Below are 14,178 nucleotides of genomic sequence, written 5' to 3'. Positions count from 1 at the left end.
GATTTGACCAATCCTAAATTATTTCTCTCACCTATGGCAATTAATGTACTATTCTATGAATAAATTCATTAAAATTCTCGAAAAGGCTAGACATAATTAGGTTATTCAACGATCTTTAAAATCCACTAAATTACACATAAACAGCACATTAACTTCGAACTTCCGTCTTTTGCTTGACGGTTTCAGAATTATCCAGGGTTGTCCCTTTTTCCAGTTTCCAATAAATAATAGAACTGTATAGATTATCAATCGAGGAATGAGTTTGCTGTATTACATTTGTCAAGGTAGATACCGGTACCGCATTTTTTCTACGGTGGCTTAAGTGCTCGTAAAGATAGCTGATGGTTTTATTATAAAAATCTTCATTTTCCTTTAACCACATAGTGGCTAGGCCAGTCTTCAATTCAGGATCAACCGCTTCATCATTTATAAATTTATGAATTTCCTCTAAGCGAATGTTTATATGGTTACCTGATCTTTTTAGAATTTCCGTTCCCAGTTTATCATCGCTATCCAAAATAAAACTGATGTTGTGCATCACATCTTTTACATCCTTGGCGCCATAGATCATAGACCGTAAACCCATCATACTTGCAGTGAGTTGCCGAGCCTCCTCAATGCTTAGATTTTTCTCCTGGAGTTGGGCATAATAAACCGTAAGCTCATCTTCTAAACGTTTAATCTTTTCGTATTTTTTAGTAAGATTTGTGGCGCTGCTGAATATTTTCTTCCATCGCGATTCTCTGTTTTTATCTTTTGGTCGTATTTGAAAACAATCGAGAATAAAGGCTTTAGTGTAAAGGAATATTTGATTCAACTCCTTATCAAGCGCTTTTATGGCCACATCTGGCACTTCAGGGGGAATATTTTTAATGAATAAGGTTTCTCCCTGGGGAACGGCTTTAGCAAAAAGGCTTTTAAGAAATTTAGTGAATGGCTTAAGAAACGGGTAAAATAAAAGAATCCCATAGAGGTTGATAAGGGAATTCAGCAGCACCAATTCCATCAACGGGTCGCTTATTCCAAAGATAGAATAAGTGAAATCTACCAGTTTCTGAATAAAGAAAAAGATGGAGACGCCGGCAACCAGGTTAAAAATCAGATGGGCAAGCGCCAGTCTCTTTTTATCAGCGGTGCCGCCCAGGGAGCCGATGAGCATCGTGGCCGTGGTACCGACATTCGCACCAATTATCATCGCCACTGCCTGGTAAATATCGATTAGCTGAGCATTTAGCGCACTTAAAATAATCACAATTAAAGCCGAGCTAGATTGCAATAAAGCGGTAATAACGAGTCCAACTAAAAGAAATGCCCACAGATCATAGGATGCAATTTCAGCCATATCTACCTGGGTAGCGATACTTTCTATAGAGTCTTTCATATAGTCAAGACCCAGGAAAAGCAAACCAAAACCTACCAGAAAACCGCCAAGGCTTTTAAGAATCGGCCGGGAATTAAAGAACAGGTAGCTCAAGATTCCTACGGCCAGGAAAGGAAAGGAGAAATCGGCAATATTCATTTTAAACCCAAGGGCAGCTACCATCCAGGCGGTAAACGTAGTACCCAGGTTTGCTCCTAGCACCACCCCAAGGGAATTTTTTAAGCCTATCATTCCTCCTCCCAGAAATGCCAGGACCAAAAGTGTGACCATGGAACTACTCTGTAAAATGGCAGTCACTACGGTACCGGTTATTATACCTTTCCAGCTTTTGTTGGTAAAACGCTGAAGCAATTTTTTAAATGCTTTACCAGTTAAACCTTTAAGCCCGTGCTCAAGATGATGCATCCCGAAAAGAAAAATCCCCAGGCCTGCTGCGAACATCCAGAAATCAAAACTGGTAGTTTCCATATCTATTATTGAGTATAATAAAGATACTTAAAGTCGTAGATTTAAAAGTTATGCCGGGGCAATTTCACCAAGAAACACTAATCATAAAAACCCCATAAACAATCAAGTTTACGGGGTTTTTATATTTATGTAGAAAACTACCTCGGAACAAGACAAGAATCATTATTGGAAAATATATCTTGGTTTCAAGGCAAGCCCGCCTGAATGATTCGGGCAGGCCTCAGAGCTCCCGATATTTATCGGGATAAAACTCGATTATCGAGTAATTTTTAGCCTGCCTGGCGTTCCAGGGCTAAATAGTGAGTTGCTCTATTATTTATTAATGGAATGATACTAATCTCACATTTATATGGAGTTTTGTCCTTTTTATAGTTCACTAAAACTTCTGTAAAAGGTTCATCATGCGATAATTTGTGCTTAATCCGATTTAAAACAGCCCTATCGGTTTCTTTACCTTGCAGAAAACGAGGGGTTTTATTTATGGCAAAGCTGCTACTGTAACCGGTCATTTCAGTAAAACCTTCGCTTACCCATTGTATTTTAGCTTCCTGATTGGTTAAAACTAAAGCATCAAAGGTCTTACCCTCAAATACATCATCCAAATCAATTTTCCACTCAAACTTTTTCGCCAGTTCTTTAAAGGAATTGATAGCATTTTGTTGTTTTAAAACCAATAACTGTCTCGCAAAATGATCATTATAAATATCCCAGCTATGAAGAGGCATTACCTTTATATCAGAAACAGTGATCTCATCTTCAATCTCTTTGTATTCCTCTAAACTTAGCGAGGAAAGATAAATATCAAGACATTGCATATTCATTAAATTCTTCTTCATAGTCATTTGTTTTTGTCGGTAAATCAAATCCTGTTATTGCTTATACAAAGAGTATTTAATCTTAACATCAAAGCATTTTAAAATTTAGTTAACAAACAAAACTACCTAAAATCTCATTCAACATTTTTTAAACCAACGTTAATGTTAGGCTCTTCAATAAATAAAACAAAGATAGCCAGATATAAACACGTCATTTTTCAGAAACAATATAAAGGCGAAAAGAAAAAAATGATCCTTTTCAGCTTAATCTTTTTAACGCAGAAAACAAGTTGTTACTTCTATTCAGAATCTCCTGAAAACCTCCTCTTCTGCAAGAAAAATGAGAGGTTTAAAAGCTTTTGCATTTTTCTGAATTAGTTGTACTTTCGGGTTTTTCTAATATTTTAGATATGTCCCAATTCTGGCTGTACTTTAGATTAGGTCTCGAACATGTTCTTGACTGGCAGGCCTACGACCACGTTTTATTTTTAATTGTACTGGTTGCCGCCTATAGTTTTAGCAGCTGGAAACGAATTCTCTGGTTAGTTACCTTATTTACCCTTGGCCATACCCTGGCTTTATTCCTTTCGGTTTACGGAATTGTAAAAGTAGATTCAGACTGGGTAGAACTGCTAATTCCCGCCACTATAATTTTCACTGCCCTTTATAATATAATAACCGCAAGTAAAAAAGAACGCAATAAAAATCATAATTTGCTGTATTTTACCACCGTATTTTTTGGCTTGATACACGGGCTTGGTTTTTCTTCTTATTTTAAAATGGTGGCTTCCAATACCGAAAGTAAACTCCTACCCCTCCTGGAATTTGCCCTGGGAATAGAAACGGCGCAGGTTATTGTAGTAGTTGCTGTAATAATTCTTGCTTTTATTGCTCAAAATATCTTTTCGGTTTCCAAAAGGGACTGGGTATTAGTAACTTCAGCAATAGTAATCGGAATTATTTTACCGATTCTTCAGGAAAATTTTCAGGCTATTTAATAAATTAGTGACTTAGAATTTAAAGCGAAAAAACGAGCTTTTAAAGCCGGAAAATACCGTGCATGGATAAGAAAAAACAATTAAAATACGATAAAGCCTATTTAAGAATCGCCCGCGAATGGAGTAAATTATCACATTGTAAGAGAAAGCAGGTTGGCGCAGTTATTGTAAAAGATAGAATGATAATTTCTGATGGTTATAACGGCACACCTACAGGGTTTGAGAATTATTGTGAAGATGACGAAGGCTACACCAAATGGTATGTGCTACACGCAGAAGCCAATGCTATTTTAAAAGTTGCAGGTTCTACCCAATCCTGCAATGGCGCCACACTTTACATTACAATGTCACCCTGCAAAGAATGCAGTAAGTTAATTCATCAGGCGGGAATTACCAGGTTGGTTTATTATATAGATTACAAAGATAATTCCGGGCTGGAATTTCTGGAAAAAGCAGGTGTAACCCTCGAACAAATTAATGATTTAGAAGATTGAATACCAGGCAAAAAATATTAATTCCTATTCTTCTGGCCATAGCTTGCGCCGCCGGTGTTTTGCTGGGCGGAAAACTGGATTTTTCTTCTTCTGATGCATTATTCTCTTCCAATCCTAAGAAACAAAAACTCAACCGACTTATAGACTACATAGATTATGAGTATGTAGACGATGTTAATACCGATAGTATTGTAGACCTCACTGTAAATAGGATCCTGGAAAACCTCGATCCGCATTCAGTATATATCCCTAAAGAAGAATATGCTGGAGTAGTAGAAAATATGCAGGGGGATTTTGTTGGTATTGGCGTAAGTTTTTACAATGTTAATGACACAGTGGTCGTAATCCAGGCCTTGGAAGGCGGCCCAAGTGAAAAAATAGGAATTCGCGGCGGTGATCGCATTCTTTATGCCGATGACACACCACTTTTCAATAAGAATATTACCAACGATTCCCTCACCAAACACTTAAAAGGAGAGGAAGATTCCCGGGTGACGCTTAAAGTTAAACGAAAAGGGATTAGAGATTTATTAACCTTTAAGGTGAAACGAGGTCGTGTTCCTTTAAAAAGTGTAGATGCCGCGTACATGTTGACGCCAAAACTGGGCTATATTAAAGTGAATAGGTTTTCTGAAACTACTTATAGAGAATTTCAAAAGGCATTAAAAGATCTTAAAAATAAAGGGGCAGATCAAATAGCCCTGGACCTTAGGGACAATCCAGGTGGCTATCTTTCTGAAGCGATAAAAATCGTAGATGAATTTTTGGAAGATGAGAAGTTGATTCTCTATACCAAAAACAAAAGTGGCGCTGTTGAAGAAACTTATTCCCGACGAAAAGGCCTCTTAGAAAAGGGAGATCTTTATGTTCTCATTAACGAAAATTCGGCATCTGCCAGTGAAGTTGTGGCAGGTGCTCTACAGGACAATGATCGGGGCACCATTGTAGGTCGCAGATCTTACGGAAAAGGCCTCGTGCAACGTGAAATGGAACTTGGGGATGGCAGCGCAGTGAGATTAACCATCGCACGCTATTACACTCCCACAGGCCGTTCTATTCAAAAACCTTACGATAACGGAAACGAAAGTTATTTTAAAGATTATATGCGCCGTTACAAAAATGGCGAACTCAACAGTGCTGACAGCATAAATGTTGATGATTCTCTGAGATACGAAACCCCCAAAGGAAAAGTGGTTTACGGCGGTGGCGGAATTATTCCGGATATTTTTATTCCCCTGGATAGTGATAATGACAGAAATAATATAAAGCTATTGCTGCACGGAGGTTATATGAGCCGGTTTATCTTTAATGTACTTGAAGAAAACCGTTCGTTTTACAATAACGTGAAGCGCGAGAATTTTGAAAGTGAAGTAATTATTTCAGAAGAAATGGTTCAGGATTTTGTTAGGTTTGTAGGTAACGCCAATATTCGACTTAATATAAAAAACCAAAAAACTTTACTGAAACAATACCTAAAGGCAGTAATTGCCCAGCAATTATACGGCACCACTGCTTTTGAGAAATTGATCAATGAAAATGATCCTGCCATTGAGAAAGTGCTTGAATTATCGCAAAAAAATGAATAGATTGCAAGCGTGAGTGTATTCCATGATAACCTTATAATCTTCTTCACGGTTTCCCCGTTATTTTTCTTTATAGTAGCGGTGAGTTTCAGGTTATTGGACAACAGCACATTACTTTTTTTACAAAAAGAAATTCTGGTTACTTCTTCTAATGTTTCAGTAAATTGCATTAAAAGTCAGATAAAAAATACAGAAGATCAGGATTTTCGAAAGAAATTGAGACTGGCTCTCCTTTACAGAAGGTTACACCGCACCTGTTTAATTTTAATGATGCTTTCAGTACCCTTAATGATAATAGGGTATTATATGTTATAAAAGTTTATCGTGCACTTTAGTGTGTTCTCCTTTCCACAAACTAAGAATATCTGTCGCCACACTTGCTCCGCTCCCACAGGCAATAGAAAATTGACTTCTCCAGCCGGCCAGACTGCCCGCTACGTATAATCCGGGCTTAACCAGATGATCTTCATTTTTTAACTGAATACGCTCTTTGGAAACTTTGGCTTTTTTATGCGGAATTATCTCCTCTTCCAGACCTTTTATTCTAAAAGGACTCGTATAACCGGTTGCCATTACTACCATTTCGGCTTCGTAAGTGTTTTTATTGGTAACTACGCTGAAGCTTTCATTTAACTGAATAATCTCCTTTACTTTTTCCTTAGCTATTTGCTCAATTTGTGGATATTGCTCCTCCAGGTGAAAGACTCCTTCTTTTAAGATTAGTTGTCCTGAAGTACCCGGTACTACCCCCAATACATTATTGAGAAGTGCCGAATTTAAATGTGAAGCTTTTTGATGAATAATTATTCCTACACTTTTATCGGTGATTATCTTATTCTGCATCGCAGAACCTAAAACAAGCGCGCAGGACATTCCGGCCGCTCCTCCACCTACAATAAGCACGTTGAATTTCATCTGTTTATAGTTTTATCCCAATTTGGGAATTAGGCACAGGCTCATATAAATCCTCCTGGATGTTGCCCATTTTTGAGCCCGGAATCATGCGGGTTTCACCTTAAGAATTGTGCTTTTCTGCAATACTTCTTGAGGTTAGCAAAATCCCCATAAGAATAATAAGGCAAAGACTACCTACAATAACCAGCACAGCAGTACCGCTATCGCCTATTAAAAGATCATCAAAATTCAATACGGTAGCGCTGTAGCCAATGATGACTACGGCTAAAAAAATTACGGTATAAATAAATAACTTCATGAAAATAAACTCTGAATGTTAGTGGCAAATAATTTTACGGCAATGGCCAGTAAAATTACTCCAAATACTTTTCTAATTACGCTAATTCCCTGGCTTCCTAAAACTCTCTCAATTCTGGTTGAAGATTTTAATACCAGGTATACAAAGATAATATTGATAAGGATAGCCACAATAATATTTACTGTTTCATATTCTGCCTGGATCGAAACCAAAGTAGTAAGTGTTCCCGCACCTGCAATTAAAGGAAATGCCAAAGGAACAATAGAAGCGGTTTCCGGTTCATCGTCTTTATACAGTGTGATTCCCAAGATCATCTCTAAGGCCAGGAAAAACAAGATAAATGCACCGGCTACGGCAAAAGAGTTCACGTCTATCCCAATAAGGTTTAGAATCTCCTTTCCTACAAAGAGAAAAACAATCATAATAATCCCGGCGACCACAGAAGCTTTCTCACTTTGAATATGGCCCACCTTTTTCCGCAGGTCTATAATAATTGGGATATTCCCAATAATATCAATAACCGCGAAAAGAATCATTCCGGCGGTAAAAATCTGTTTAGCGTCGAGCAATTTCCACATAACTCCCTTTTTTAAAAATTTTGCGCAAAAGTAATTTTTAAAAACAGGGTGTCAAGGAATTAGCAGATAAAATTTTTATTAAAATTGTGTCAATTTTTTTACAGTAAAAATGACGATAAAACTATATTTGCGAAATGTTTCAAATAGGAAAAACCATAGTTTCAGAAGAGATCTTAACTAAAGATTTTGTGTGTAACCTTTCGGCCTGCAAAGGCGCGTGCTGTGTAGATGGCGATGCCGGGGCCCCGGTAACGCCCGAAGAACGACAAATTCTTGACGATATTTACCCAAAGGTAAAACCTTACCTGCGCCAAAAAGGGGTAGATGCCATAGAAAAACAAGGCACCTATATCACTACCGATCTTGATGAAATTGAAACTCCGTTAATAGACGGAGCCGATTGTGCCTATGTAACTTTTGATGAAAAAGGCATTGCGCTTTGCGGAATTGAAGAAGCCTACAACCAAGGCGATATCGATTTTAAAAAACCTATTTCCTGTCATTTATATCCAGTTCGCATCCAGGAATATTCTGAATTTTCTGCAGTAAATTATCATAAATGGCAAATTTGTGACGATGCATGCAGCCTTGGAGCCGATCTTCAGGTTCCTGTTTATAAATTCACCAAAGACGCCCTTATTAGAAAATTTGGTGAAGATTGGTTTAATCAATTAGAAGAAGCAGCCAAAGAAATTTAGGAACTTCATGTTTTTCATCCATTTGATTTTCAGGATATTATTTTACATTTCCTGAATGATTTTGTACGACTTATACACAGACCGAGAATGAGAATTATGAAGATACAAGAAACTATTCCCTGGATTTACAAAAAGTATGGAATTTAATTGAATATCATATCACCGGAATCTTTAAAGATTCATCAGGAAAAATTCTTCCCGAAACTACAGAGATTCAAATTATTGAAAATACTTCTTCCGACATAAACTGGTATTTCTCACCAGAGAAATAAAATCATTATTCGGTACTAAATCCAGGTATAAGAATTTAACTGAATTTAACAATCTTTATTTTTCTATTTTTCAACAATCCCTAATTCGGTTTAAATCGATTAACGGCGAAATAATGGGTTCGAAGCACTAATAACTAAGTTTTTGTGTTGAAAACTTTGTGAATATCTTTAATAAATTATATTAAAGAAATCAGAAATTTTCCCAATCTTTGTTAAAGAATTTTTAACTAAAACGAAATAATTTTAGCTTTTATGAATAAACAGGAACCCCTGCTTCGGGACAATAAAGATAGATTTGTAATCTTTCCTGTAAAACATAACGATATTTGGGATGCCTATAAAGCGATTGAAGCCAATTTATGGACTTCAGGAGCAATAGACATTCATCAGGATCTACTAGATCGGCAGCAGTTAAGCGAAGAAAAGCGATTATTTCTGAATAAAATTATTGGTCTAATTCTTCATTCAGAAAATAATCTGAATGGAAAAAGCACCAAAAAACTCAGCCAAAACATCAAGCTCCCTGAAGCAAAATCCTTTTTCGATTTGCAGGTAGTTATGGAAAATACCCATACTGAAACCTATAGCATTTGTCTAAATTCCTTTTTAACAGCAACAGAGCAGGAAGAAATTTTTAATGAAATTGAAGCTTCTCCAGCTACCGCTGCAAGAGAAGAATGGATAAAAAAATGGACAAACAGTCCTTCTTTTGCCGAAAAATTAGTCGCTCTCGCCACAGCTAAAAGTATCTTTTCTTACGGTAGCTTTGCCACAATTTTCTGGATTAAAAATTGGGGTCTAATGCCAGGGCTTTGCTACGCTTACGAAATGATATACAGGGATAAGGCTCTGCATCGTGACTTTGCCACGCAACTATTTAGAGATCATCTTCTGGAGAATATTTCAGATAAAAAGGTGCAACAAATTATTGGAGAAGCGGTGGCTATAGAAAAAGAAGTGATTTCTAATTTCCTCCCCTTAGATTTAATTGACCTAAATGCTAAATCTTTAAACGAATACCTGGATTATGAAAGCAACAGGTTGTTTACAGGTTTACTGGTGAACAGAACTTCAAGCGAAGAAGAATATGCCAAGGAAAGTTTATTGGAAAAAAGAGCAAAAAACTTTTCTAAAAGCAATAAATCAGATAAAGATTTTAATAAAATCAGTAAAAATACTGATTTGTAAAACTGAAACGGGCGCCATGATCCCCAATGTGACGCTGTTTCAGTTTTTTTATAAACCACCCCCCGGCTATTCCTTTATATAGCATTTTCTAAAATCCTTTCTTCAATTTAGGGGCTTATAATTGTATCCCTTAAAACACTTTACTTTCAGCAAATAAGTATCAACTAACCCATATTCTTAAGGCTTTTTCTATTTTTGGGCTGGAATTAATAATTGCGCTTAAATAAGAACTAAATTATGATGAACTGGGAACAACTCCTTTCTTTAAAACGTTTTGGAGATACGAATAAAAGATTAAGAAAAGAACAGAATGAAACCCGACTCGGTTTTGAAGTGGATTACGATCGAATTATTTTCTCATCGGCTTTTAGAAGTTTACAAGATAAAACCCAGGTAATCCCACTTTCTAAAACAGATTTTGTTCATACCCGCTTAACGCATAGTTTGGAAGTTTCAGTAGTTGGCAGGTCTTTAGGCAGACTGGCGGGACAAAAAATTCTGGAGAAACATCCACAGCTGGAAAAAACCCACGCTTATAAAATGAACGATTTTGGGGCCATCGTCGCTGCTGCGGCACTGGCCCACGATATTGGGAATCCGCCTTTTGGCCATTCGGGGGAAAAAGCAATTGGGGAATATTTTAGCCACGGAAATGGCAAACGCTTTAAAAATGAGCTTTCCCCAAAAGAATACCAGGATCTCGTGAAATTTGAAGGTAACGCCAATGGATTTAAGATCCTTACCCAAAACAGACCGGGCATCTCCGGGGGACTTCGCCTTTCTTATGCCACTTTGGGTGCTTTTATAAAATATCCTAAAGAATCGCTGCCGCATAAACCAACACAAAACATAGCCGATAAAAAATTTGGATTCTTTCAGACTGAAAAAGAGATCTTTGAAGAAGTTGCCACAGAACTTGGCTTAATAAAAACTGGAAAAGATGGGAATACAAGTTATTATCGTCACCCATTGGCATTCCTGGTAGAAGCAGCAGACGATATTTGCTATACCATTATCGATTTTGAAGACGGTATAAACCTCGGGCTAATCGATGAAGACTATGCACTGGAATATCTTATCAAACTCGTTAAGGACAATATAAACACTGCTAAATACAACAGTCTTACTAATACCGCCGATAGATTGAGTTATCTTAGAGCACTTGCCATTAATACCCTAATCACAGAAGCGGTGGAGACTTTCCTGAAAAATGAAGACGCAATTCTTGCCGGGAACTTCCATCAGGGTTTATTAGATAAGAGCAAATACGAAGCTCAAATAGATGATATTATAAAAATTAGTATTGAAAAAATCTACCAAAGTGAAGAAGTAATTGGTAAAGAAATCGCTGGTTACAAAATGCTTTCGCATCTTTTAGATACTTATACCGAAGCTTTACTCCCGGATGAGGGTGAAGAAAATTCTAACTTTAACAAACTGGTTTTAAAATCGATCCCAAATTTGGCTCATCTTCAGGATGAACATTCGGTTTACAGGCGCTTACTGGAAATTTGTTCGCATACCGCCTCACTAACCGATGGTTTTACCGTAGCTTCCTTCGAAAAATACAAAGGGATTAAATTGTAAGAATATGCCGGCTTAGACAGCCGGCCTCTTTAAAATTCGTAGACCAGTCCCACACCCAACATTTGTTTAAACTGCACCCTGGGCCCGGTAGTTTCCAGTTCACCATCCCCATTGGTATCTTCCTTAAATTTCACATCGTCATCATAACGCAAATGAGAGCCTACATTGGCCTTTATAAAATCGTTTACTTTTAAATTAACGTTTAACTGCCATTCCACATCAATATTCCCAAATTTATTTAGGTAATCTGAATAAAGGCTTAATTGATTATCTACTTCCACATTTTCAAAAACTTCTTTTGAAAAATCACTGGAGACCAGGAAGCCAAATTCTGTTCTTACATTCTCTCCTTTCTCCACAATATTGCCAAGTGTGTCCCGAACAGCCGCGGTAACACCAAACATCCCTTCGTTGGCCAATCTTTGATCAAGCACAAAAGTTGATTTTTGCGTAACCGGTGAAATATAGATCACAAGATCTTCTACCGGATCTGAATATTCACTACCAATACCCAAAAATAGATATCCGGGCGCCATAAATTTGGAGATAGGACTGCTGGTGTCAGGATATTTATACCCATTGGTAAACTGGGTATTAAAATTGAATTTCGCTGAATAAAACCAATTGGAAACCGAATCTTTTCTATAGCCAAAAGAAGAACTTAAACGTAACTCGTCCTCGGTTTTTCTAAGTGCCTGGCCTTCCTGAGAGTTAATACCATAACGCATTGTAGCCCTGTTTCGCCAGTTCAGATCGTCTTTCTTGAAATTTCGCTCTGCGTTACCGTGCAACAATGCCGAAATGGAGTTATTACCCCCGGCATTCCAGTTAATAAAAGCGACTTCATTCAGGTTTACTCCAACCTGATTTTTCTCTGTCCAAAAAGTAACTATAACCGAGTCTACCTCGGTGGTATCCGGTACGACTCTAATAGAATCTGAAGGTTTTATAGTATCGCTATAAATATCGTAATAGTAATCTGAAAAGGAATTTTTTGCGGTTAAATTTAAATGAATTAAGCAGGCTAAAAGACATAAGACTTTGATTCTCATTAGTTAATTTAGATTTTTCGGAATTGCAAAATTAAAGGTTTTGAAGTAGAGACACTATTTCTTCCTCAATATATTTAACGCTTATTTTCGCAATTTCTTGTAATTCATTTACATTTCCCTGTTCAATGAATTCATCTGGCAATCCCAAATTCCTAATTTTCGCCTTATAATCATGTTTTGCTGCAAATTCTAATATAGCACTACCAAAACCACCGGCCACTACGCCATCTTCTATTGTTACAATCGCTTCATATTTTTCAAATACGTTATTTAAAAGATCTTCATCCAAAGGTTTTACAAAACGCATATCAAAATGCCCTATCTCTTTTGTTCCAATATTTTCTATAGCTTTAGCTGCGTTTTGTGTCATATTCCCAATACTCAAAACGGCGATTTTATCACCATCTTTTAAACACCTGGCTTTTCCTATCTCTATTTCTTCAAAAGCTGTCTCCCATTCTTTTTTAACACCTCTTCCTCGCGGATACCTTATCGCCATGGGGAGTTTTAAATCGAGTTGCGCAGTGTAGAGCAGGTTTCTAAGTTCAGTTTCATCACTGGGTGCAGCAATAATTATATTCGGAATACACCTTAAATAAGCGATATCAAAAGCCCCGTGGTGTGTGGCGCCGTCTTCACCAACAAGCCCTGCCCTATCCAGGCAAAAAACAACCGGTAATTTCTGAATTGCTACATCGTGAATTACCTGGTCGTATGCCCGCTGTAAAAACGTTGAATAAATGGCGCAAAAAACCATAAATCCCTGGGTAGCCATTCCTGCGGAAAGCGTTACGGCGTGTTGCTCGGCTATACCTACATCGAATGCTCTTTCGGGAAAAGCCTGCATCATAAATTTCAAGGAACTTCCCGTCGGCATCGCAGGGGTAATTCCTATAATTTTTTCGTTCTTTTTAGCTAATTCTACCAAAGTAAGTCCAAAAACATCCTGATATTTTAACGGAAGCCCAGCAGTGTCATAAGCTAAAAGTTCACCGGTATCGGGTTTAAATTTTCCCGGTGCGTGGTATTTTACCTGGTCCTCCTCGGCCTTTTTTAAACCTTTTCCTTTAGTGGTAATTACATGAAGAAATTTAGGACCTTCAATTTGTTTCATTTGCTCAAAAACCTCAAGCAATCCGGCAATATCGTGGCCATCTACCGGTCCAAAATATTTAAAATTAAGGGCTTCAATAATATTGCTTTGTTTCGGCTTATAGCCTACCCGCGCTTTAGTAAGGTATTGTTTAAGGGCTCCAACGCTGGGATCTATTCCAATAGCATTATCGTTGAGTACCACCAATAAATTAGCCCTGGTAACTCCCGCGTGGTTTAACCCTTCAAATGCCATCCCACTGGCAATAGAAGCATCACCCACAACCGCTATATGGTGTTTTTTAAATTCTCCTTTAAGGTTGGACGCTATCGCCATTCCCAGGGCTGCCGAGATCGCGGTAGAGGAATGCCCTACCCCAAAAGTATCGTATTCACTTTCTTCCCTTTTTGGAAATCCGCTGATTCCATTAAGCCTTCTATTGGTATGAAAATTCTCCCGTCTTCCGGTTAATATTTTATGGCCGTACGCCTGGTGACCAACGTCCCAAACAAGGAGATCTTCAGGTGTATTAAAAGCATAATGCAGGGCAACAGTTAATTCTACTACACCAAGACTGGCACCGAGATGCCCTTCTTTGGTAGCCACAATATCTATAATAAATTTCCTAAGCGCTGCTGAAACTTCCTGCAACCTTTCAGACGGGAATTTCCGAAGGTCTTCAGGTGAGTTTATATCTTCTAAAATCTTGAGATCCATGTGCACAAAGTTAAGCTTTGAAATGTTATTTCATACAAGGA

Annotated in this window: 13 protein-coding genes; 6 read left to right on the top strand and 7 right to left on the bottom strand. The window is 37.6% G+C overall.

Going from position 1 to position 14,178, the window contains the following annotated elements; genetic code table 11:
* Positions 1-148 precede the first annotated feature (148 nt).
* On the bottom strand, positions 149-1,849 hold the full coding sequence (locus LB467_RS09795) for a Na/Pi cotransporter family protein (protein WP_224473851.1): 1,701 nt from the start codon (positions 1,847-1,849) through the stop codon (positions 149-151).
* A gap of 269 nt (positions 1,850-2,118) precedes the next feature.
* The gene (locus LB467_RS09790; RefSeq protein ID WP_224473850.1) at positions 2,119-2,685 is read right to left on the bottom strand and encodes a PAS domain-containing protein; all 567 of its coding nucleotides are present in this window, start codon (positions 2,683-2,685) and stop codon (positions 2,119-2,121) included.
* Positions 2,686-3,074: 389 nt separating this feature from the next.
* Between LB467_RS09790 and LB467_RS09785 the strand changes: the two genes are divergently transcribed.
* The 3 genes from LB467_RS09785 to LB467_RS09775 all read left to right on the top strand — a co-directional run bounded on the left by LB467_RS09785 (position 3,075) and on the right by LB467_RS09775 (position 5,742).
* A complete protein-coding gene (locus tag LB467_RS09785) occupies positions 3,075-3,662 on the top strand; it encodes a HupE/UreJ family protein (RefSeq protein WP_224473849.1) in 588 nt (195 codons plus the stop codon).
* Between the two features lie 62 nt (positions 3,663-3,724).
* Positions 3,725-4,156, top strand: a complete 432-nt coding sequence (locus LB467_RS09780) for a deoxycytidylate deaminase (protein ID WP_224473848.1) — start codon at positions 3,725-3,727, stop codon at positions 4,154-4,156.
* Positions 4,153-5,742, top strand: coding sequence for a S41 family peptidase (locus tag LB467_RS09775; RefSeq protein ID WP_224473847.1), 1,590 nt, complete (start codon positions 4,153-4,155; stop codon positions 5,740-5,742). Before LB467_RS09780 ends, LB467_RS09775 begins: the two co-directional genes overlap by 4 nt.
* 306 nt (positions 5,743-6,048) lie before the next feature.
* Here LB467_RS09775 and LB467_RS09770 read toward each other — a convergent pair whose 3' ends face one another.
* The 3 genes from LB467_RS09770 to LB467_RS09760 form a co-directional block, all read right to left on the bottom strand.
* Entirely contained in the window at positions 6,049-6,654 is a 606-nt protein-coding gene (locus LB467_RS09770) for an FAD-dependent oxidoreductase (RefSeq protein WP_224473846.1), read from the bottom strand.
* A gap of 100 nt (positions 6,655-6,754) precedes the next feature.
* The gene (locus LB467_RS09765) at positions 6,755-6,952 is read right to left on the bottom strand and encodes a hypothetical protein (protein WP_224473845.1); all 198 of its coding nucleotides are present in this window, start codon (positions 6,950-6,952) and stop codon (positions 6,755-6,757) included.
* Positions 6,949-7,530 (bottom strand): MarC family protein, encoded by a 582-nt coding sequence (locus LB467_RS09760; RefSeq protein ID WP_224473844.1) that lies wholly within the window; start codon positions 7,528-7,530, stop codon positions 6,949-6,951. The genes LB467_RS09765 and LB467_RS09760 overlap by 4 nt, the downstream gene beginning before the upstream one ends.
* 134 nt (positions 7,531-7,664) lie before the next feature.
* On the opposite strand from LB467_RS09760, the gene LB467_RS09755 reads away from it, so the two are divergent.
* The 3 genes from LB467_RS09755 to LB467_RS09745 all read left to right on the top strand — a co-directional run bounded on the left by LB467_RS09755 (position 7,665) and on the right by LB467_RS09745 (position 11,275).
* Positions 7,665-8,228, top strand: a complete 564-nt coding sequence (locus LB467_RS09755) for a DUF3109 family protein (RefSeq protein ID WP_224473843.1) — start codon at positions 7,665-7,667, stop codon at positions 8,226-8,228.
* Between the two features lie 524 nt (positions 8,229-8,752).
* Positions 8,753-9,688 (top strand): ribonucleotide-diphosphate reductase subunit beta, encoded by a 936-nt coding sequence (locus LB467_RS09750; RefSeq protein WP_224473842.1) that lies wholly within the window; start codon positions 8,753-8,755, stop codon positions 9,686-9,688.
* 240 nt (positions 9,689-9,928) lie between these two features.
* Positions 9,929-11,275, top strand: coding sequence for a deoxyguanosinetriphosphate triphosphohydrolase (locus LB467_RS09745; RefSeq protein WP_224473872.1), 1,347 nt, complete (start codon positions 9,929-9,931; stop codon positions 11,273-11,275).
* Positions 11,276-11,304: 29 nt separating this feature from the next.
* Here LB467_RS09745 and LB467_RS09740 read toward each other — a convergent pair whose 3' ends face one another.
* Together LB467_RS09740 and dxs are read right to left on the bottom strand one after the other, a co-directional pair.
* On the bottom strand, positions 11,305-12,327 hold the full coding sequence (locus LB467_RS09740) for a DUF3078 domain-containing protein (protein WP_224473841.1): 1,023 nt from the start codon (positions 12,325-12,327) through the stop codon (positions 11,305-11,307).
* Between the two features lie 31 nt (positions 12,328-12,358).
* Positions 12,359-14,137: a 1-deoxy-D-xylulose-5-phosphate synthase gene (dxs, locus tag LB467_RS09735; RefSeq protein WP_224473840.1), complete on the bottom strand. Its 1,779-nt coding sequence runs from the start codon at positions 14,135-14,137 to the stop codon at positions 12,359-12,361.
* Positions 14,138-14,178: the final 41 nt, after the last annotated feature.

This window comes from Salegentibacter tibetensis, from assembly GCF_020164485.1.
GTDB classification, from domain to species: Bacteria; Bacteroidota; Bacteroidia; order Flavobacteriales; family Flavobacteriaceae; genus Salegentibacter; species Salegentibacter tibetensis.
The sequence above is the reverse complement of the archived record's forward strand: the minus strand, read 5'-3'. Positions and strand labels throughout refer to the sequence as shown.